This is a genomic window from Arcicella rosea, assembly GCF_040543805.1.
GTDB classification, from domain to species: Bacteria; Bacteroidota; Bacteroidia; order Cytophagales; family Spirosomataceae; genus Arcicella; species Arcicella rosea.
In genome coordinates this window covers 321940-344103 of record NZ_JBEUMS010000006.1, presented here as the reverse complement: position 1 = coordinate 344103, position 22164 = coordinate 321940, and the positions used below count along the sequence as shown (strand labels likewise).

Below are 22164 nucleotides of genomic sequence, written 5' to 3'. Positions count from 1 at the left end.
TCAAAATTGTCAGGAGTCTCCATAATAAAGTGTGTCTGAGTAAAAGTAAAAAAATAAACTTAAATTTAAACTGACACAGTTCGGTGAACAGACTCAAATTTAAACTGACACAGTTCGGTGAACAGACTCCAGATGTTTCACCCTTTCAGGGTTCTGTAAACGACCTTTCAAACATTGCTATAATCCTGACATCCCTTCGGGATTTTTACTCATGGCATGACTTGAAGTCATGCTATGAGTGATAATCTAATTTAGAATATTATTTGGTTTTCAATTCATTATTGGATGAAAAACCAAACGAATCCTATCTCCGAGATAGGATTTTCCATCTTTTTGATAAGTTGTTCTGTCTCCGAGATAGGTTTTCCTATGTTTTTGATAGCTTGTCCTATCTCCGAGATGGGTTTTCTTATCTTTTTGATGGGTAGTCCTGTCTCCGAGATGGGATTTTACTTGTTTTTGATGGGTTGCCTTATCTCTGAGATAGGTTTTTCTATCTTTTTGATAGCTTGGTGGGCATCAAAAAAAAACACATCCGCCCAAAGAGAACGGATGTGTTTGTAATAAAAAGATTGATACGATTATTGCAATTTGAATGGTAAAAACCAGTTGTCTTTGTTCATCAGTTTGCTTCTTACGGCTGCTGCATTAGGGTTGTTGGCTTTTCTTAATTTATCATACACTTTGTCTGCCAAGAAAGTTGGGTCCTCTCTACGAAGTGCTACTCTTACTAAATCGCCCCAACGGTGTCCTTCAAAAGCTAATTCTAAAGCACCTTCTTGGATGATAGAGTTTTCGATGGCAATGGTACTATCGCCTACTACTTCTGTATTTTTCAACATGGCTCTACCTCTGATACCCGTCGCTAAGTGCCATGACGAACGATAACGTACTGGTGCATCGCCGTTTCTAGCATCAAAGTCGAATGGAGGAACATCAAAAGTATTCATCAAGTTAGTTTTATCGGTTGAAGTACCGTTATACACTGATGCTACACCGCTGTTCAATAAAGCAAAAGCTAACTTTCTACGTCCCTCACGGTTGGCAGCTTCAGCAAATTTCAAGTGTACATTGGCTGCTCTGTTCAAGAACCAACGACCATTTTTTTCTTGCAAACTTTTACCTACTAAAGAAATCACAGAACCCGTCAAGTTTGGATTCAAGTAGTTATAAAGGTATTTATAGACTACTGGTTTGCCATTGACTGTTTTGTAAGACATCTTTCCACGAGCATCAAAGTTGAAGTTGTTCGTTTGTGTTTGCGAATTCCACATATCTTGTACTTGCTGAGAAGGCTGTAACAAATATTTACCACCTACATTCGAGAACAATTCTACAAATGGGTTTTCAGGTAGAAACTTATTGTCGAAAGGTAATAACCAAAGCCATTCTGGGTCACGAGAAATGTTTGAAGTATTCGATAAACCATTATAAGTAGTATTAGAACGGTCACGTGCGAAGATTGAACGCCAGCCAGTGCTGTTGTTATCAAGCAACCTGTTTTCGTCGTTGATGTTGGCATCATAACTTACTGCGATTGGTCCCATACCACTGCTGATTTGCCCACGAGTGATTTTGTATAAATGATACCAAACGTTAATATCAGTTGCTTCAAAACCAAGGCGGTCGGATGTTGTCATAATGTATTTGTACATCGTAGCCGCTTTGGTAAATTGGTTATCCCACAAGTACAAATCTCCCAATAAAATAGTTTTATTAATGAAGAAAGTAGTAGGAGAGTAGCCATCCACGTTGTTCGAAACGAAAGTATTATCTAAAGTATAAGGGTCAAGATATACACTTGGAATCGTTTCCATGTCCGTAATAAGTTGCTTAATCATTTCCTTTAAAGGAATAGCAGGCTTACTAGCAATAGCTGATACATCGCCAATTTTTTCAATTGATTCTGTGATGTATGGAACACTGTTGTAGTGAATTGCTAATTGTAAATAAATCCAGCTTCTTAAAGCAATTACATCGGCATAACGTTGGTTGTATTCTGTTCTTTTGATTTTGTTGGTTTCAACCATCATCTTGAAGTTCTTCAAGATGTCGTTACAGTTAAGAATTAATTCATAATACGGACGAGGGTTCGCATAAGCATTACTTTCTGTAACATTATGGTTATTGATTTCACGCAAGGCTACGTCGGCATTATCAGTAACATCTAGCAAATCTGCACGAAGTTCATTTAATACTACATATTGTTTTGCAAGCGTTGAAAACTTACCATACAAGCCAATGATGGCAGCATCTGCATCGAAAATATCACGATACATTTGTTGGCTAGTGAGTGCTTCTTCAGGGTCGAGGTCGAATACTTCTTTACAAGAACTACCAACCCATACACAAGAAAGTACAGCTAGATTGAAGATTATTTTTCTAAACATTGATTTCATCTTATTTCGATAATTTTAACGATTAATAATTTCAGTTGACCGAGGGATTTTAGCTTGATATTATAAACCAATTCTAAGCCCTAAGTGAAATGATTTTTGGATAGGCTCTAAAGTATTGTCAACGCCTTGTCCTACTACTGCATTTGTTGAACTAAATTCTGGATCATAACCAAGGTATTTTGTGAAAGTCAACACGTTATTTGCCGCAGCATATACTGTTAAATATTTCAAAATACTTTTGTCGATTGAGAAATTATACGACACTGAAACTGATTTTAATCTGAAATATGAACCATCTTCAATCCATCTGTTCGAGAAACGTGCATTTTGAACTGGGTCGCCATAAGTAGCTCTTGGAATATCAGTAATTTGTCCTTCGCCTCTCCAACGAGCAACCATCGCAGCTGATTGATTATTGAAATTTGCGCCAGATTCGATACTTCTACGAGTATAATTATATACTTCGTTGCCAGAAACAAAGCTACAAAGGGCATCTAAAGTCCAGTTTTTGTAGATAATACGGTTAGTAATACCACCGTAGAAATCAGGATTAGGATTACCGATAATCTTTCTGTCTTGGTCGTCGATTACTTTATCGCCATTCAAATCTTCGAATCTAACATCACCACCTTGGAAGGGCTTCAAAGAACCATCTGGCAACCTTGAAGATAAACCTTCAGCAGTTGCCTCAGCATTCGAGGCATAAACACCTTTTGAAGTATTACCGAAGAATACATTCGGACTTTCACCCACACGGGTCAAGAAAGAAGCCAGACCATAGTTAGAAATGATGTCGGCATTGGCGTTTGGTAACTTATCTAATTTAGTTTTTGATTTAGCGATGGTTACACCTAAATCCCATTTCAAATCAGATTTGTTTAATAATTTGATATTCAAACTTGCTTCAACACCTGAAGTACTCATAGCAGCGTTGTTCGTCATTACATAACCTACACCAGCTACCGTTGGTAATTTCTCAGCGATAATCATGTCTGTAGTTTTGTTGCTGAATACATCAAGACTTAAACCCAAACGCTCGTGAAGAACGCTCATGTCTAAACCTGCATTAGACTTAGAGATATTCTCCCATTTCAAGTTTGGATTAGCAATGTTTCCACGGACAATCCCTTGAAGACCTAATAAGTTTTGACCAACATAATATTGTTTTGAAGCATAATTACCGATGTCATCATTTCCTACACGACCTGTTGAAACACGAAGTTTTAATAAATCGAAAGGACCATCCGCTAAGAATTGTTCAGAAGAAAGCAACCAAGCTGCCGATACAGCAGGCATCACTGCAAAAGGAGTACCGCCAATTCTGACAGCATCGCTTGTAGAAACATCTTTCCCAAAACGAGAAGAAGCATCCATTACCATTGTGAAAGCCAAGAAGTATTTATCAGCATAAGTATAATTTAAGTTGAAATAAGTATTCAACCAGTTATAAGTACCAATTCCACCTTGAATGTTGTTGTATAAAACAGAACCATTGTTCACACTGATTAATTGGTCGGTTGCTGAGTTATAAGCCAATATTTTGTCTTGTTCTACTTTAGAGCTAATAAAACGTAAACCCAAACGACCAGAAATATCATGTACGTTTTTGAATGTTTTATTGAAAGCTAAATAGGTTTCATTTGATACATTAAACAAACGTTTTGTTTGTGAACTCAACTGGTTTAATGCCAACACATTTTTAAGCGTATCACTTACTAAACCATAGTTAGGAATAAAGCGGTTTTCTTTGACTTTATCGAAAGTAACTGCAATGTTAGTCCCTAGTTTGAAAGCATTTGAAATCGCATATTGGAAATCAATCACACCAAAGAAGCGATAAGCTTTATTACCACCCAAAGTGCTTGTAGCAGCCACAGCAGGGTTACCCACTGAAAATATATCTTCATCTGCCAAGAAAGGAGAAAAAATCCCTTGACTTGAAACACTATAATCTGTTAAGATTGGTGCTTTGATTAAGGCTAAATAAAGAGGATTCGTTTTAGAGGCAAATCCAAAATCTTTGGTTTCAGCTTCATTGTACGAGAAACTTAAGTTGGCTGCTGCTGTAAGCTTACGGCTTAAGTTCATATCAGCATTGAAACGAGTACTGTATTTCTCTAAAGTTGAACCAGCAACCCCATTTTTATTGCTTAAATAGTTTACCGAAAGTGCATATTTTGCAATGTTATCACCACCAGTTACACGTAAATACATGTTAGTAAGCGGTTTACTTGCCATTACTTTTTTCTGCCAGTCTGTATCGTTATGATAAGTATAATAATCAGGGTTCGACTTGCTATCATTCATAAAAGGCAATGTTTCCATTTGCGCATTTGAATAACCAGCCGAAGAAAGAATATCAGTTAAATAACTTCTATAACTATTGGCATTCATTACGGGTAAATCCTTAGGAGCAGCGTTCACACCACCATACATGGCGAAGTCAATTTTTGTTCCTAATTCTTTCGCTCTTGAAGTCGTAATCATGATAACTCCATTAGCGGCTTTTGTACCATAAATTGCAGATGCTGAAGCGTCTTTCAATACAGTAATATTACTGATGTCTCTTACATCAATATACGCTAATGGATTATCGAAGTAATTGTTATTCAATGAACTGCCATAAATACCAGCATCGTAAATAACATTGTCAATCACATACAAAGGACGGTTTGTTCCTTGGATAGAATTTAAACCACGCAAAGTAGTAAAGCTTCCTGCGTTTGTAGTACCTGAATAACGAGTAGCATTTAAACCAGCGATTCTTCCTTGTAAATAACTATCTGGAGAATCAGTAATTCTTGCCCAAGCATCAGGAATTGCCAAAGCACTAGCTGCACCCACTACACGTTTCCCTGTTGAAGTACCAGTAGGTAATCCAAAAGATTTTTCAAGTCCTGATTGGTCTTGAATGGTGATAGTGATTTTATTACGTTTAGCAACTGCTACTTCAGTACTTTCATAGCCCGGACATTCTACAGAAACTGAAACTTTCGGACTAGGGACACTTAGTTTAAAAGTTCCGTCTTCAGCAGTAATGGCAGAAGTCATGTTTTTAAAATAAACCCTTGCGCCCGTTACAGGTTTTCCTGTAGAAGCACTTATTACAATACCCGTAATTTCGGTATTATATTTCGGGTGAATTTTTACTACTTCCTGAATTTTAGTTTCTTGCGCCTGTACAGCAGTGCCGTACATCATGATTCCACAAAAAGACGCTAAAGCAACTGTCGTTTTGGGAAATGCTTGTATATTTTGTATGAAATACTTCATTTGAATCATCGTTAAATTATTATGTAGCTAACTAAAGAGCTGGTACAAGTTTGATATAGTCGAGTGCCATGGCATTGGTTCCATTGGCAACCAGATACATATTAAGTGTACCATAAGCATCGACAGTATATTCTCCTAGCAATTGTTCTGTATAATTCTTCACTGGCATGGCAGCCGCTGGGTAAGCAAAAGTCGCAGAGCTTAAAGTACCCATCGCTAACTTTTGGTTGATAACAAACCCTGCTGTTTCGCCTGTTGATGTGTTTGAATTATACAAATCGTTTACTGCTACCCAATACACTTTATATTTGATAGATGGAGTTTCAGGAGCTACATATCTCAACCAAAAACCTGCATTAGCATGCCCCACCACAAAAACTGATTTGAAACTTGTGTTGGTTAATGGGTTTAATAAGGTTCTTGTTGCGATGGCAGTAGAAGCTAAACTTGATGTTGTAGGCATTCTAGCAATATAATTTTCACCTTGAATAATGATTGGCTTGAACTTTTCACTAACACTCACGTTGATTTTTCCTAATACGTGAACAATTCCATTACTTACTTTGAAACTTTGAGTGATGGCAGATTTATCAATTGTATAATTTACATCAAATTTAGATTTGATAGTAGTTGGAAGTTGTTCAAGTGAGTATTCCCCTTCAATCACTAAATCTTTAATGGTTTCAAAAGCTGCTTTTCTGTAAGTACTATCAGTTGTGCTAGTTTTGTAGTAAGGCGATAACTTATTTACTTCTTGTGTGAAAACATCATTTGGTAATAAGAAATAAGTATAACGTTTAGACTCATCTCCCAAATCATATACTTTTTCGGTAAAAGAGTTTACCGACTGAAAACCTGTTCCCGGACGATATACTGGCTGACCTGTTGTAGCACTGATACTATCAACAATCGCAGTGTTTGGATTAAATACAAGTGTTGTAAGCTTTACGATAGCATTACTTTGTAATGAAGTTGCTTGTGTAGCATTTACATAAGCCCAAAGAGAAGGCAATACTTGTACAGCGCTACCAATAACATGCAATACACCGTTTCCAACATATTTATTAGAAGAAGTAATAGCTGCTGTAGCAAAAACATCTTTGCCGAAGCTTGCATATTTTCCATTTAATAAACCTACTAATTCAGACGTTTGTGTTGATGGCATCACGTGGCTTTGTAAAGCAATATGATTACCCACAAATGCTTTTAAAGCAGTGGTGTCATTGATAATGGTTGTGCTTAAATTAGCTAAGGCATCGTTAGTAGGCGCCCAAACGGTATAATTTTTAGAAGAAGAAATTACTTTATCGTAACCTGATTTTTCTAAAAGTTCTTTGAATTTACTCAAATTGGTTTGTGTGCTAATTTCAGCATATAATGATTTCCCTAGATCATCATTCTCTGAAACCAAGCGGTCGTCCCAAGTCTTACAAGACGCTAGGATAATGCCGCAAAGAGCAATGAGCAAAAAATATAAATATCTTATTTTCATTTGAATTTCTTTTAATGTTTTAAAACTGACTGATTTCAATTATTCAGCGATTAAAGTACCATCTGGTAAATGGCGTGGACTCAACTGATTTTGGTCGATAGGAATAAATTGAATCATATCGATGTTGTTTGGCGAGTGCGTACCATTGATTGCTGTCAAACGGAAAAGGTGTCTGTCAGTTGTTTTAATATCAATTGTTCCAAGCAAACGGCCAGCAGCATTGATGTCAGTTCCTGGCGACATATATCTTTTCCAGCCTAATGATTCTAATTCACCAGAAGATAAATTTGGAACTTGGTCAATAAATAGGAATGGACGAGTAAGCGTTTCGCCATCAATTGCACCAGTACAAGTAATAGTAAAACTGTTTGAAGTACGTTGACGTCTGTAGCACATCCATACTTTGTATTTCCCTTTTGGAATGATAGGTGTTCTCATTTCTAACCATAAATTTCTACTTGGTACACCCATTGGTACTTGTAGATAATCTCTTTTGGCAGCATTTTCAGAACCTGCATACACATAAGTAGGAGGGAAGCTGGCATTAGCCCATTTAATATCATTTAACACTGTTCCTACTGGAAAACCGTAAGTTCTCTTTCCATAATAAGTAGAAAGTTTTTTGATTTCAGGGAAATCGCAAACATCCCAGTCGATTCTAATCGGCAAACGTAATTTTACACCATAATGCCCTAAAGTGCTATGTAATACACCGTTCGTAGCAGTGTTGTCACTTAAAGTACGAGATAATTCAACACCCATTTCTCTGATGCCATTAAAAATATCATCGTTCAATAATACCGTTTGTCCTTCAAGTTTTGAACTTACAACGGTAGGTTCGGTAGATACTTTTGTGATGTGTGAAGTGGCAGTAATAATATCTCCTAAATATTTTGCTCCATCTAAAATATGATAAGCAACAAAAATATTAAGGCTATCAGATTTTAATTTAGGATTTCCTGATTTCGAATATCTTGCTTTCAGTTGAGCATAATTTGTAAATCCTGCTTGTGCCAATACAGTATTTGATTCTGCCACTAAAGTCATAAAACGTTTATCTAAATTCTCATTAACAGTATTTAAAGAATCATAATAACCTGTTTCTTTTAAAGCCTGTGTGAAAATAGAATAATCAGGATTAGCCTCTGTTAATTGAGCAATTGTTTTGGTAGCAGGTTTTAACACGCCATCCAAAATATGCAACATCCCGTTACCTGTTCTGATGTTCGATTCAACAATGTTTGCTTGGCGATTCAAAGTATAGCTTGAACCATTTGTACCGTTTGTTACGCCAGAAAGAATGTACTGACCATACATGGTAACCAATGGTAATTTACCATCTTTGAAAGAGTTCGTGGTAAGCGTATCTCTAATCACATGGATTTTTACAATGCCCTGTGCTTCCTCTTTCGTAAGCTGGTCAGCAGTTTTTCCAATTTGTGTTAAATATGCTTTTACGGCTGTATTGTTAGGAGCAAACATTGTGTAAGCACCATAAGCATCCAAGAAACTGTTATAACCAGATTTATCAATAATGCTTGTAAAATCAGAATACTTCTCTGGATACTTCTGTAAATAACTATAAAGGTTGGCATCACCTGTGGTGGTTTCAACAATAGTTATATCCGAACAGCTCATAATACCTAGTCCTAATAAAAGACCAAGTAATGGTAATGTGAGCGATTGTATTAACTTTTTCATTTGTTTATTTTTTTTATGTCTCCAAAATCATCTTTAAAAAATAGAATGCTACAATTGGAATGGTTGAATATTGAGAAACATTCAATCAACCATTTGCTGTACTATTTTGCTGTTTACTTATAAAATGGATTTTGTACCAAGAGCGTATTTGTTTGAATTTCGTATTGATAAATTGGCAAATAATGGCTGTTTGGATCTTTGATTTTAGCAATTGCCGATTGTTGTCTGTCACTAGGGACACTTCTTGCAGTTAATTCAATCAATAAGTCGAGACGTTTATAATTACTTCTTTTAGCATTTCTGAGGACATCAAACCAGCGTTTTCCTTCAAAAGCGAATTCTCTGGCACGTTCATCTAAAATATATTCTAATACACCACCAGTACCGTCAATATTACTAGCGTCTGGAGATTTTTCAGTTTGTGGAATTGCCCAAGCTCTTTTTCTAATTTGTGAAACAATGTCTAAAGCTTCTTGTCCTCTGTTCAACAATGCCAAAGCTTCTGCTTTCATCAAGAGTACATCAGCGTAACGATACACAATAAAGTTGAAAGGAGTATCGCCTGAAAGACGGTTATACTTTGTAATTACACTGGTAGCAGTACTTAAAGACGCATCATCAGCACGAGTATCATAATTGGTAGGGTCAATAATATCTTCTGTGAAAAGAGTTTCAGTAACATAAGTAGTTGCTTGATATCTTCTGAAAGAACTTGATGCACCCGAACCAAAAATGGCAAAGAAAGGATAAGACGAGTTGATAAAGCGAATAGTATAATCGCTACCATGTGCTAATTCAAAAATACCTTCGTTTGAATTCCCCGCTTTAATGGTATTGAACCATGCTAAACTTCTTTCTTGATTTGAAACTAAACCAAATTTTGCGCTATTGATTACTTTATTGGTAGCAGCAAGGGCTTCAGTTGGTTTTTCCATCCATAAATACACATCCGCTTGCAAAGTATTAATCATGTGCTTTGTAATTCTGCTATGGTCTTTTTCTTTGTTACCATAAGTAGTTGGAATATCCTTTTCAGCTTCTTCCAAATCTTTTACGATTTGTGCCAATACTTCCTCTTTAGTAGCTTTTGCCATAGGAATAATTTCGTCATCGCTACTTGTAGCCGATAATTTCAGAGGCACTTCACCGAACAATCTTACCAAATAGAAATACATCCAAGCTCTCATGGCTTTTGCTTCTGCCACATGGCCTTTCAAAGCTACTTCGGTATAAGTTTTATCTTTGTCTAAAACACTTGGAGCAAAGGCAATTACTGTATTACTATAATTGATAATACGGTAGAAGTCACGCCAGTCAGTCAAATAATTGGTAGGAAGAATATTACTATTGATAATATCCAATTCACTACTCAAAATTCTGAAAGAAGTGGTAATCATATCGGCTCTGATTTCGCCGAGGATAAACATTTTTTCAGGTAATCCATCAATCAAAGATGCATAAATTCCACCGACAGCAGATTCTACTTGTTCTTTGTTTTGCCAGAATCTGCTTTGCACGATTCCGTCTTGTGGACTCAAAGCCAACCAACTATCGCAAGAACTTGCAATCAATAGTGAGCTTACACAAATCAGGTTATAAAATATTTTTTTCAACATTGTATCTATTATCTATATTGTTGTATCTATCTTGATAATGCTTCGTTTAGAAAGTCGCTACTAAACCAAAAGTCACAGTTTTAGCTGGAGGAGTCATTGAGTTATCTGTTGCTACTCTGAATGGGTCGCTACCTCTCATTTGTACTTCTGGGTCTTGTCCGCTATAGTTTGTCCAAGTCATTAAGTTTTCTACTGTTGCGTATGCTCTAAGTGCTGTAATATTCAATGCTTTCAAAGCTTTTTTAGTGAATGTGTAGCTTAAAGTAGCTGTTCTGAAACGTACGAAAGAAGCATCTTCCACATATCTGCTTGAACCTAACCAGTTATAACCAGTATTGTACAAAGCACGTGGCACCATTGTTTCATCACCTTCTTTTCTCCAACGAGACAACACTTCAGTACTTTGGTTTCCAAAACCAAACATACTTGTTGTGCCCATTCTAGTAGCATTTACTACATCGTAATCGCTACGGAAGTTGAAGAAAGTAGTTAATTTGAAAGATTTGTAAGAAGCAGTTGCACCAAAACCACCTGTGAAAGCAGGGTTACTATTTCCTAAGTACACTAAGTCCATGTAATTGATGTTGCCATCTTTATTGATGTCTTCATACATTGCATCACCCGGTTGGAAAATATAATCTGTTTGTGGATAGTTAAATCGCATATAAACAGATTGTGCATCAGGTGTAACGATTGGCTCGCCATTTTTTCCTCGTGCTACAGTAGCTGCTTTGTCTTTATATACTCCTTTATAACGATATCCATAAAAAGAACCAAATGGGTTGTTCACTTGCATATAAGTCATGTAAGTGCCGTTTTGTGTAGCAATACCACCTTGACGAGGATATAAATCTGAGATTTCACGGATTACGTTTGTGTTATGAGCAATGTTCATGTTGAAATCAACAGCTATATCTTTTGTTTTGTAAGCGATCAAGTTTAAGTTGAACTCCCAACCTGAGTTTTCCATCGTTCCAACGTTCATTTGAACTGTGTTGAAACCTGTAAATGCTGGAATTTGTAGGTTTTCAAAGAATAAATCTTTTGTACTGTTTTTGTAGAATTCGGCATCTATCGTTAATTTTCTGTTACGAGTAATTAAGTTAATACCTACGTTTCTACCAATAATACGTTCCCAACGAAGGTTATTCAATTGCATCGTTTGTGGAACTACAGCCGATGAACCAAGGTATGACCAGCCTAAAGTATTAAATCTACCATAGTATAAATAATCTTTACGTGGTGCATTTCCACTTTGTCCATAACTCATTCTTAAACCTAAATGCTCGATAAGGTTATCGAATCTTTTCATGAAAGGCTCATCAGAAATAATCCATTTAGAAGAAATAGAAGGGAATAAACCATAACGATAGGCTGGTCCAAAACGAGAGTTTCCATCACCTCTGATACCCACATCAAAAATATAACGGTCTAAAAATCCGTAGTGAACATTCATCAATAAACCGATATTACGAGTTTGTGAAACACCCGACGATAACTTTGACGTCGTTAAACGTGCAGGGTTAGTAACATCTGTTAAATCAGAAGATGCAGTATTGGTTACATAAGCTTCTTGCCAAACAGACTTTACATCAGAAGTATTCAAAGCCCACAAACTGGTTAATTCGTGCTTGGTATTTTTGATTTTTGGAGTATAGATCAAACTTGTTTTTGTAGTAACGGCAAAACCATCCGCATCTCCATCTGTTGCAACGTTTACCGCAGGGCTAGTGAATGTTTGTCCAGTGGCTACTTGTGGTAAGAATGAATTGGTTTTGTTGTTATTAATATCAAACTGAATATCAAAAGTAGCAACCCATTGTTGTGGTACTAAATCATACTGCACCTGAAAGTGTGGAATAATTCTTTCAGAAATGATGTTGTTTTTGGCAGATTTAACCATCGCAACAGGGTTGTAAGTATTTGAAAACGTACCCTGAATGTTAGTAAGTGGCGAGAAGTAATTGCCAGTTAATTGCCCTAAATCATTGTATTCAAAAATACTCATGTTAGGCATTTTGCTATAAGCTACTGAACGAATTAAGTCTTTATTATCTGTTAAAGCTGAAACATAGTTTCTTGCATTATCCGAGTGAGTAAACGATAAGTCGGTCTTGAAACGAATTCTGTTAGAAACGTTGTAGTCAAGGTTGATACGAGTATTGATACGACTAAGTCCAGTTCCAATTGTTGTACCTTTTTGGTTAAAGAATCCCGTTGAAGCATAATACTTCGCTTTTTCACCACCACCCGTAATTGAAACAGCATGATCTTGCGAATAACCTAATTGCGTAATAGCATCTACCCAGTTAATATTTTGACCATAGTTATTATACCAGTATGGATCATTTGGGTCGTATTGGAATTCTTTTACGGTTTGCGTATTCAAAGGAGTACCGTTTCTGTTCATAAATGCTTCTGGAATCAACATTGAATATTGGTCACCTGAAAGCATTGGAATAGCATTTGGTTGTTTTGAAACCGAACCTTTAAAAGTATAAGTTACTTTTGGCGTACCTACTGTTCCTCTTTTTGTATTAATAACCACAACACCATTGGCAGCTCTTGAACCCCACATTGCTGTAGCGGCTGCATCTTTCAAAACCGCAATATTTTTAATATCAGAAGGAGCTAAGTTCAATAAAGAAGCATAACCCATTTCATCGGCAGTACCGAAGTTGAAGTCAGATGGAATAGATGTTTCATAAGGCATACCATCTACTACAATCATTGGCTCAACAGAAGAGTTGATAGATGATGTACCTCTAATTCTGATTTGCATCCCCGTTCCTGGGTCACCAGAAGCGGCAGTAATATCTACCCCAGCCAAACGACCTTGTAACATTTGGTCGATTGATGTCCCTTGCATATCTTCAACCATTTTAGCATCAATTTTAGCGACTGCAATGGTTGTGTTTCTTTCAGATACAGACATCAAACCATTATCGGTTGGTCTTGCAGAAACAACTACTTCGTCAAGGTCAGAAGTGGTAGCTTCCATCCAGATTTTCAAAGAGCTTTTTCCTTTGATGTCAATTTTTTGTGTTTTATAACCGATACTCGAAAACGAGAGTCTATTATTAGCATTAGAAACTCTGATAACGAAGTTACCTTCTACGTCAGAACTCACACCTTTAATGATACGGTTATCACGGTCAAGCTCAGCAACCGTAACACCTATCACGGCAGAGCTATCTTTGAGGTCAACTATTTTGCCTCGAACGGTATGTAAAGTAGATGTTTGTGCTATTGAAATGTGTTGACATAATAGCAATACACCCGTTATGATTAGTAATTTGGTAAAAATTTTCATTGGCTTATTTGCAAATTTTTAAACGAGTTGTGTGACCTAAAAATCCACTTGGTTTTCCAAGATTGAGATTTAATTAGCCTTTAGATATCCATCAATCAAATGAATCATTGCTCTGTTAGAAAGGTTATTACTTTTATCAACCCTAACATTTGATTTTTTTGAAGTAGCATCAGCCAATTGCATTGAACCCACCGCATTTATTACAGAGATTTTTACTGGATCTCCTACCGCATCTTTCAATAAAGTTTCCATGGCGCCAGATTCTTTTCCGTCTGTAGCAACCACTTTTTTGTTCAGGATATGGTAGTTAATAAAATCTTCAACAATCTTTTTGTCAAGTAAACTTGTCGGGTTAAAGTTTGGTGTTTTTACTGCTCCTGTACCTGTTCCTGGCAAAACACCAGCATTTACTGCTGCTTGTATCGCAGCATTGTCTGGCACGAAGAATGTATAAAAACTACCTTCGTTTACGCCATTAATAGCAAATGTCGCCGCAGTGAAAGCTGTTGAGTTTTTAAGATATTGATAGAAATTATAATAAGGCAAATCAGCAGTTGCACCTAGCACAGAAAGGTCTTTTCCGATTGGGTCGGCGATAGATGTGTTGTTTGGTGCAAAATTTAACAAACCATTTGTATAATAAACCTTACCATTTGTAGCCGTTTTAGAACCTGTTACTGTAATTGGGGCATTTTTGGTTCCTGTTGAATATACTTTATTGTTTTCAAATTTGATATATTCACCATTGATAGCATCAATTACTCCTTTTCCTGATAAATTATTCAATTGATTTTGTGGCGTATAAATAACACTGGTAGCTACAATTCTTTGAAGACTTGCCAAAACTGAAGTTCCAGGAGTACGAGTTGTAGAGCCAGGTGGAGTATAACCCCATTCACTGTTGGCAACGTTTGATACAAATTTTGAAGGGTCATAATCATAACCTGCAGCTTTAAATGCTTCATCGCTAATCATAAATAAAGTATAATTTACTCTTGGGTTAAGAATGGTGTTCTTCCAGTCCATATCCAAGATTCTAGTCATTATACTGAATTTAGGGTCTAAATATGCTTTAGAATAAACAGAAGCGAACAGGTTTGATGACTGTACTCTGTTGGTACCATAAAACATCGCATTACTCAATACTTTTTTCTCAACCACATCTGCATTTGCATCAAAGCGAGCTTCTTCTCCCAAAGCATTGAAACTGTTTCTGAATTTTGAAGGCCAAACTGTAGTTGGGAACAAATGGGCATTGATAAGGTCGATGATGATACCCGGAGGCATGGCATCCAATGAAGTATAGTTTTCTAACAATACATTATTGATATACTGTGTCAAAACATCATTTGTAGGAATAAATGCAGTCCACATATCTAACTGAGAATCATTCTCGGCATTTTTCAAGAAGTTTTCACAGTTTGGAGCGAATGTTAAAAATTTACCGCTACTTGCTTGTTTGTTGAATGTTTTTACATACACTTTATCGCCTTTACCTGTTAAATTGGCGTATTTTGTAGTCATTGGGTCATTCAAAGCGTAAGTAGATGCGTATTTTTCAATTAAATTTCTGAAAACGCTGTATTGTGGTTTGGTACGTAAAAACTCATCAATTGATGGTTGTGGATTTAATACATGGTCAATTTCATGAATCATTCCATTTTCGGCAAAAATATCAGCGTTAACGACCTTTGCTTCCATCACGTTGAAACCTGTATAAGGAGTATTTGGATAGAAGTAATTGTAATCTGTAGCACTTAAGCCAATCGCAGAGAAGTATTCGCTAGTGAAGTATGAAATGTGTTTGTTGTTGTTATCCCCAACGATGTAATTGTTGTTTGGACGATTGAGTGAAACAGCTTTCAATTTTGTTCCCTCAAAAGTAGTTTCATCATAAAAACCTGTATAATAAGCGGTTTTTCTTCTGAAAGCTCTTGCTTCTTGCCAACCTAATGGCGACTGATAGTCTGGCAAACGAGTTTGGTCAAAAGCATTGAATACTAACATACTTTGTACAATTTCTCTGGCTTTCACCGAATCAATTGCTGCAAGCGTAAGTCCAGTACTTGTAAAATAAGTTTTGAAAGCATCGTCATTTGGAGCAAAGAAAGTCCAATAACCAGCGCTACTCAAAGTACGTTGGTAGCCACTTTTATCAATCACACCCAAAAGCGAAGTGAAATTGCCTTTACTTTGAAGGGTTTGATAAATTGGGGGCTCTAAGGTTGCTGGGCGTTTGTAAATATCCAGCTCTTCTTTAGTACAGCTACTAAGTAAAGTGAATACGCCACCCAGTATGACAAAAAAATAACGGAAAGAGTATTGAAACATCATTCTTTATGGTTTATGTATATTATAGGAATTGTGATTTATGCTAATTAAAATACGTCGCAACGCAACAAAATGAAGGTTATGAATCTTCGTTGAAAAGGAGATACCTCTATTGGAAAAAACTAACAAAAGCCTTTTAATGAGCCAATTGGTAGGATAGTGTGTTTTTAACACATTTCGAAATTTTACTGAAGAAGTACAGTTTTTTCATAGATAAAATGGATTGCTTGTATGTGATTAAATGAAATAATTGCTTGAAAATGCTCAGAGAATTACTGAAAAGGTATGGAAATATGATTCCACAGTGAGGCTAAAAGATGTCGTGTTTCCTTCCATCATTGTCAAAATTTAGTATATATTAAGAGAGTGATTTAAATGTTTTATAAAATCCTATATTGTATTTTATAAATTATTTATTGTAAAATAACCCATTTGGCTTTCCTGAACCATCATGTACCATCCTGTAAATTATGTTAAATATTAGAATAGTACAATCATTGACAATTGTCAAGTCAACTTGGAAAAAAAAAGTATTTTCTAGGAAAATTTATAATAGCTCTTTCTTGTAAAAGACATGAAAAGAGAGATTGCCCATAGCCCTCAAAAAGATTTTTTTTCAGGCTTTAAAAAACAATGAATAGCTATTTCAGGAAATAATGTTGAATTTTTACGGATTATACTACCCTTATCGACTGATTTTTAGTAAGTAATGAGTATTTTTTACTAGAAGTGTTACTGAATTTAGGCAACATATTAAGATGAAAAAAGCCAAAATAAAGCTTTATCACTAATGAATTTTATGAGAATAGCTGTTTTTAAATCATCATGATAAGTACTATAGATTAGGCGATGAATTGGCTTGGTATTCGTTTTGTATTAAAATTTTGAAGCATTACCTGCAAAATCTGTTGTATTTTTCTAATACAAACTTCATTGATAAAAATGAAGATTTTTTTATTTTCTGTCCTTTTTTGCGGGTTTTGTAAGGAGAAATGGGTAAAAAAATCACTCAATATAGCCTTTTTATCAAGTTTATCTACTCTTTTTTCAATTTCAACCCAAATGTTAGCTAGTTCAAAACATTTTTTAATTTACATTTCTAAGCAATACTAGCTTTGATGAAAAAAAGACAATGAATTCACACGAAAAATTTAGAACCTACGAAGTATTTTTTATTCTTTTTGCCGTCATCTTTTATGTAGTAAGAAGGCTCTTTGGAATTGCCCATGATTTCGATGTTGATATTGAATATCTTGAGCGAATTCCATTACCCAATCATGTCATTTGGAGTGGCTTAGCTTCTTATGACCAATACCTTAATAACATATTCCCGACTATTGCTGCCGCAGTACTTTTTACTGCGGCTTGGTTTGTTTTTCATTACTTTTTCTTTCCTGCCATCAAACAGAAAAACTATGATATTTCAACTGTTTTATGGATGGTTTTTGTGGTTGTTTTGCTACTAGCCAGTTGTTTTATTTACAAAGAATATAAGCTCTTTTGGCGTTTTCGATATGACGTTCATGGAAATCCCATTGGATTTAAAGTGTTTTCACTTTTTAGAAAGTTATATGTACTGACGGATGCTTTTGCGAGTATTATTATCATCGCACTTTATGAAGTCGTTGCTCAATTATATTATTATACTGCCGATTTATTTGAAAAAGAACGCCAGCCCAAACAACAGTTTTTGAATAACTTAATTCTATTTTTAGCTCTAGCGTCGATTTCTCTGTTTACACTTTTTGGCGAGGTTGCCAATTTGATTGTTGGTTTGACGGGCTTAGTAATTGGACTGACACAAATACTCTTGATTGTCGGTTTACATCATCTTTCTTTCAAAATTGTCATTCCTTATTTTGCACAAATCAATTATTCAAAAAAGAATGAACTTGTCATTCCTATGCTTTGGCTTTTTGTATATGGTTTATTTAACATCATTCTTTATTTACTTTGGTACAGAATTGCGAATACTGGCTTTTACTTTGGTCTTGTAATTCTTCCACATTTGCTAGGTTTCTTTTCGGCATTGGTTCGTTGGTTATTTTTTCAGGAGAAAAAACAACTACAAACACAAGTATTTCAAAAATCTGCTGAACTCATTACTTTACGTTCGCAGATTAATCCACACTTTTTATTTAATGCGCTGAATACTCTATACGCAGTAGCGTTGAAAGAAAATGCTGAAAAGACTTCTAACGGAATACAAAAATTGGGCGATATGATGCGCTTTATGTTGCACGAAAACCACCAAGAACGTATTCCATTAAGTAAGGAAATAGAATATTTAGAGAATTTTATCGAAATTCAAAGAATGCGTTTAGACGAATCGCATGATATTGAAATTAGGGTAAATATTCAGCAGCTTGACTACGAGATTTATATTGCACCCATGTTGTTGAATCCTTTTGTAGAAAATGCTTTTAAACACGGCATCAGTTTCAGAAAACCATCTTGGATTTACATTACACTTACTTTTGATGCTCAAAAACTTTATTTTAAAGTACATAATTCATTGCATCCTAAAAATGAAAACGATACCGAAAAACAATCGGGAATAGGTTTGGATAATGTACAAAAGCGACTAGAATTGATATATCCTCAAAGACATACGTTAGAAATTCAACAATCTGAACAAGATTATTTTGTATCATTGACTTTAGGTATCTTTTAAAGATTTTGGAGTGATTAGTATCGGATTCTTATATTTTACACCAAAAAATCCGTAGTGGCAACCCTTGCGGTTGCCCACACACAATGGATGAGTAACCGCAAGGGTTGCCAACAATTAGAAAAAGGTTTTAAAAGAAAATGTCCAATAATCAGGTTAATTATTATTTAGAAAATCAATTGTACAAAAAAACATTCACAATTCATCACTCACAACTCACCATTTAAAATGATTGCCATAGCCATCGACGATGAACCAAAAGCCTTAGAAGTAATTCAATTTCATGCTTCAAAAATTCCTTTTTTGGAATTAAAAGCAACTTTTACCGATGCTTTTGAGGCAATTCCTTATCTGCAAAATAATAAAGTAGATTTGATTTTCTTGGACATCAAAATGCCTGATATTTCGGGCATCGACTTTGTGCATTGCTTACAAAAAGTACCCATGATAATTTTTACAACAGCGTATTCAGAGTACGCCGTGCAAGGTTTTGAATTAGATGCTGTTGATTACTTATTAAAGCCTTTTTCTTTAGCAAGATTTACCAAAGCTTGCAATAAGGCCTTGTCTATAAAAGAAAGTAAAGAAGTTGATGAACGAAATTTTGTTTTCATCAAAACAGGCTATGAAGAAGAAAAAGTATTGTTTGAAGATTTACTCTATATCGAAGCCGAAGGAAATTACCTTACTTTTTACTTGAAAAACAAAAAACTTTTGAGCCGCCAAACCATGACGGATGTCCTACAAATATTGCCTGAAAAGTACTTTGTCAGGATTCATCGTTCTTATATTATTGCTTATCAAAAAGTAAGCAAAATTGCTCGACAATCTATCTTTATTCAAGAAACAGAAATTCCAGTTGGTGCGTCCTACGAAGAAAGTCTGATTTTGATTAAAGATAAATTGAAGACATAACGCAAATCGTACCTAGGCTTTCCAAGCCGAGTAAAAGAAATCTCAAATTTTCAGTTTAACATTTAGCTTACCAAGCAAAGCCGTGATTCCAATAACAATAAAAGCGTAAATTAAAGATTTGATTAAACCTACTATGCCATCAGTAAGAAAATCAGGCAAAGTAATTCCCGATAATTCCGCAATGCTATAATACCAATAGGGAATTAAATAGCAAGTAAGCGTACTTGTACCAGCCGTTTTGATACTACTAAACCAATCGGATTTTCCTTTAACATCAACCAAAAAGTAAATTATCGCAAAAAAGATAAAAGCGATTCCACTGCACAGAAAAACCCAAGTAGGAGTAGCTTGTATTTTAGAAATAATAAAGAAATTTCGGGCAATAAAACCCAAGATGATAAGTACAATACCAAACAATAGGTATCTTCCAATCGATTGATATTGGTTTTCAAGCTTTGAAAATTGTTCCAATAAAATACTTGCCAAAATACCTGCAAAGGCAAAAGCAAAGAAAGTCCCATTGGCTAAAATCCAATCAGAAGGACCGCCAGCCCATATTTTTTGTAATAAACCAGCATGACCAGCAATTGTCAAAAGATTGAAAAACAAAAAGGAGGAAACCAATAAAGAAGTTTTTTGATAAGTAAACAAGTAAATAATGGCTGCTGTAAGGTAAGTCCAACCGATGAGCCCTAAAATTCCCCACCATTGTGGTGTCATTCCTATTAAATTATCAGTTGTTCCTGCCTTAAAAATGTAGGCTAATCTTAGCAAAATAAGTACACCAATAATTCGTAAGCCTAAAAAGATTTTACTTTTAATAGCGTCTGTTTTAGGATATACATTCCAGATAAGAAAGAAGCCAAACACCATTAATATTTGAAAAACTTCACTACTCATTCCTGTTGCTTCGGCATTGATTTCGGGAACATTCACCGTGAAAACTCCCATGATTAACAAGGCAATAGAACGAGTAATAATATGTTTGACTAACTGTAAAGGCGTATCTCCTTTTGCGATGCGATTTTTAATGGCAAAAGGAATTGCCATACCCAAAATAAATAAAAAGCAAGGAAAAATAACATCCGATAAACCCAAGAAATCTTGATTTGCCTCGGCATGTTCCAGCCACAGAGGAACGTTTTTCAATGTCCAAAGGTCGTTTACAAAAATCATTAAAAGCATTGTCAATGCCCTGAATATATCTATTGAAAAAATACGTTTAGCCTTTTCCATTTGCTTTGAATGATTACTTTATTAGTTGATTAATTTCTGTAAACATGGCTTTAAAACAGTTTGTGGAAGAATTTTCTTCTACTGTTTTGTTGGGATTTCTTCCATAAAACTCATCCAAAAAAGATTCCGCACTCGACCAAACCGTTTGCATCATTCCTTGAAAATGAGGTTTCATCGTAGCAGTGGACGATTGTCTGAATTTAAGCATATCCTGTGTTTGAATCACAGCAAATTTGGGCATTCTCCACGGACAAGTAATTACATCAAAACCTTTCATGGCAAAATAAACAGCCGTTTGGTCGGGGCGTTCGTAATGCCAATCACAAATAGTCACGTCTTTAGCAATTAAATCTATTGCCCTATGTGTATTGTTAAAACTACCTTCCCACATGCCTATTCCAGTGGTTTTTCCATCAATTAGTCGGTCTCCCCAAATCCAGAGTTTTCTATTTTTTATCGCTAAATGATTTCTGATTTCATTCACTTCTCCAGCAAATAATTCAGCTTTATCTCTTCCTGAACATCTCGGACATTTATCATCGCCAATATAAAATACTTCATCCATTCCTGCATGGAAAGCATTTGTTTCAAATACTTCACAGATTTCATCTATCAATGCAAAAACTACTTTATGCACTGTTGGATGTAGCGGGCAATAACTTTTACAATACAAACCATCTGGATTGGGCCAAACATATTTTTCTGGCATTTTTACGGCTGGTGTTTCATCAAATTCAGGATATACTTTTAGCAGATTTGTGGTAGTAGCTGCCCAAGACTGATGTCCCAATAAATTGATTTGCGGAATGATACGAATATTGTTTTTCTTACAAACACTAACCAATTTCTTTACACCCTTTTTAGAAAGTGCTTCGGGGTCACGGAGTTCTGGATGACTTTCAAATTGATAGTTATAATCAACTCGCAGGATGAGTGTATTTACTTGTCTGGGTGCTAATTCTTCTTGAATAAACTTGACAAAATCATCCACTTTTTGTGCTTTTGGCGCTGTAATACAAAAACCACGAGTAGGGAGTAAGCTATCAATTTTTGATTGTGCCAATAAACTATTCCATAAAGTAGTACAGAAACTAATAAAGAGTAACAGAGAAAACTTAGCCATGATGAAGAGGATTTTTTAAATTGGATAACACTACAATTTGGCTAAATTCAATAAGGATAACAAGGTGGTTTTACCCAAAAGCAGACAAAACAGG

Annotated in this window: 11 protein-coding genes; 2 read left to right on the top strand and 9 right to left on the bottom strand. The window is 35.5% G+C overall.

The features are described 5' to 3' along the window. Positions 1-581: 581 nt before the first annotated feature. The 7 genes from ABID42_RS10370 to ABID42_RS10340 all read right to left on the bottom strand — a co-directional run bounded on the left by ABID42_RS10370 (position 582) and on the right by ABID42_RS10340 (position 16128). Positions 582-2390, bottom strand: coding sequence for a RagB/SusD family nutrient uptake outer membrane protein (locus ABID42_RS10370; RefSeq protein WP_367283606.1), 1809 nt, complete (start codon positions 2388-2390; stop codon positions 582-584). 69 nt (positions 2391-2459) lie between these two features. Next, positions 2460-5672: a SusC/RagA family TonB-linked outer membrane protein gene (locus tag ABID42_RS10365; RefSeq protein WP_367283605.1), complete on the bottom strand. Its 3213-nt coding sequence runs from the start codon at positions 5670-5672 to the stop codon at positions 2460-2462. 31 nt (positions 5673-5703) lie between these two features. Further along, positions 5704-7164, bottom strand: a complete 1461-nt coding sequence (locus tag ABID42_RS10360; protein WP_367283604.1) for a fasciclin domain-containing protein — start codon at positions 7162-7164, stop codon at positions 5704-5706. 39 nt (positions 7165-7203) lie between these two features. Beyond that, the gene (locus tag ABID42_RS10355; protein ID WP_367283603.1) at positions 7204-8865 is read right to left on the bottom strand and encodes a fasciclin domain-containing protein; all 1662 of its coding nucleotides are present in this window, start codon (positions 8863-8865) and stop codon (positions 7204-7206) included. A gap of 113 nt (positions 8866-8978) precedes the next feature. Next, a complete protein-coding gene (locus tag ABID42_RS10350) occupies positions 8979-10481 on the bottom strand; it encodes a RagB/SusD family nutrient uptake outer membrane protein (RefSeq protein ID WP_367283602.1) in 1503 nt (500 codons plus the stop codon). 46 nt (positions 10482-10527) lie between these two features. Continuing rightward, on the bottom strand, positions 10528-13794 hold the full coding sequence (locus ABID42_RS10345; protein ID WP_367283601.1) for a SusC/RagA family TonB-linked outer membrane protein: 3267 nt from the start codon (positions 13792-13794) through the stop codon (positions 10528-10530). 69 nt (positions 13795-13863) lie between these two features. Continuing rightward, positions 13864-16128 (bottom strand): fasciclin domain-containing protein, encoded by a 2265-nt coding sequence (locus ABID42_RS10340; protein WP_367283600.1) that lies wholly within the window; start codon positions 16126-16128, stop codon positions 13864-13866. Between the two features lie 1129 nt (positions 16129-17257). Here ABID42_RS10340 and ABID42_RS10335 point away from each other — a divergent pair. Beyond that, the gene (locus tag ABID42_RS10335; protein ID WP_367283599.1) at positions 17258-18799 is read left to right on the top strand and encodes a sensor histidine kinase; all 1542 of its coding nucleotides are present in this window, start codon (positions 17258-17260) and stop codon (positions 18797-18799) included. 225 nt (positions 18800-19024) lie between these two features. Beyond that, the gene (locus tag ABID42_RS10330) at positions 19025-19711 is read left to right on the top strand and encodes a LytR/AlgR family response regulator transcription factor (protein WP_367283598.1); all 687 of its coding nucleotides are present in this window, start codon (positions 19025-19027) and stop codon (positions 19709-19711) included. A gap of 42 nt (positions 19712-19753) precedes the next feature. Here ABID42_RS10330 and ABID42_RS10325 read toward each other — a convergent pair whose 3' ends face one another. Together ABID42_RS10325 and ABID42_RS10320 are read right to left on the bottom strand one after the other, a co-directional pair. Beyond that, positions 19754-20947 carry a DUF5009 domain-containing protein gene (locus ABID42_RS10325; protein ID WP_367283597.1) on the bottom strand — a complete coding sequence of 398 codons (1194 nt, stop codon included), beginning with the start codon at positions 20945-20947 and terminating at the stop codon, positions 19754-19756. A 13-nt stretch (positions 20948-20960) separates the two neighbouring features. Continuing rightward, entirely contained in the window at positions 20961-22070 is a 1110-nt protein-coding gene (locus tag ABID42_RS10320; protein ID WP_367283596.1) for a family 20 glycosylhydrolase, read from the bottom strand. Between the last annotated feature and the right edge of the window lie 94 nt (positions 22071-22164).

What these genes read in the sequence shown, in the direction of transcription:
- ABID42_RS10370 (WP_367283606.1), bottom strand. Translation starts at nt 2,390, where the DNA reads ATGTTTAGAAAAATAATCTTCAATCTAGCTGTACTTTCTTGTGTATGG.
- ABID42_RS10365 (WP_367283605.1), bottom strand. Translation starts at nt 5,672, where the DNA reads ATGAAGTATTTCATACAAAATATACAAGCATTTCCCAAAACGACAGTT.
- ABID42_RS10360 (WP_367283604.1), bottom strand. Translation starts at nt 7,164, where the DNA reads ATGAAAATAAGATATTTATATTTTTTGCTCATTGCTCTTTGCGGCATT.
- ABID42_RS10355 (WP_367283603.1), bottom strand. Translation starts at nt 8,865, where the DNA reads ATGAAAAAGTTAATACAATCGCTCACATTACCATTACTTGGTCTTTTA.
- ABID42_RS10350 (WP_367283602.1), bottom strand. Translation starts at nt 10,481, where the DNA reads ATGTTGAAAAAAATATTTTATAACCTGATTTGTGTAAGCTCACTATTG.
- ABID42_RS10345 (WP_367283601.1), bottom strand. Translation starts at nt 13,794, where the DNA reads ATGAAAATTTTTACCAAATTACTAATCATAACGGGTGTATTGCTATTA.
- ABID42_RS10340 (WP_367283600.1), bottom strand. Translation starts at nt 16,128, where the DNA reads ATGATGTTTCAATACTCTTTCCGTTATTTTTTTGTCATACTGGGTGGC.
- ABID42_RS10335 (WP_367283599.1), top strand. Translation starts at nt 17,258, where the DNA reads ATGAATTCACACGAAAAATTTAGAACCTACGAAGTATTTTTTATTCTT.
- ABID42_RS10330 (WP_367283598.1), top strand. Translation starts at nt 19,025, where the DNA reads ATGATTGCCATAGCCATCGACGATGAACCAAAAGCCTTAGAAGTAATT.
- ABID42_RS10325 (WP_367283597.1), bottom strand. Translation starts at nt 20,947, where the DNA reads ATGGAAAAGGCTAAACGTATTTTTTCAATAGATATATTCAGGGCATTG.
- ABID42_RS10320 (WP_367283596.1), bottom strand. Translation starts at nt 22,070, where the DNA reads ATGGCTAAGTTTTCTCTGTTACTCTTTATTAGTTTCTGTACTACTTTA.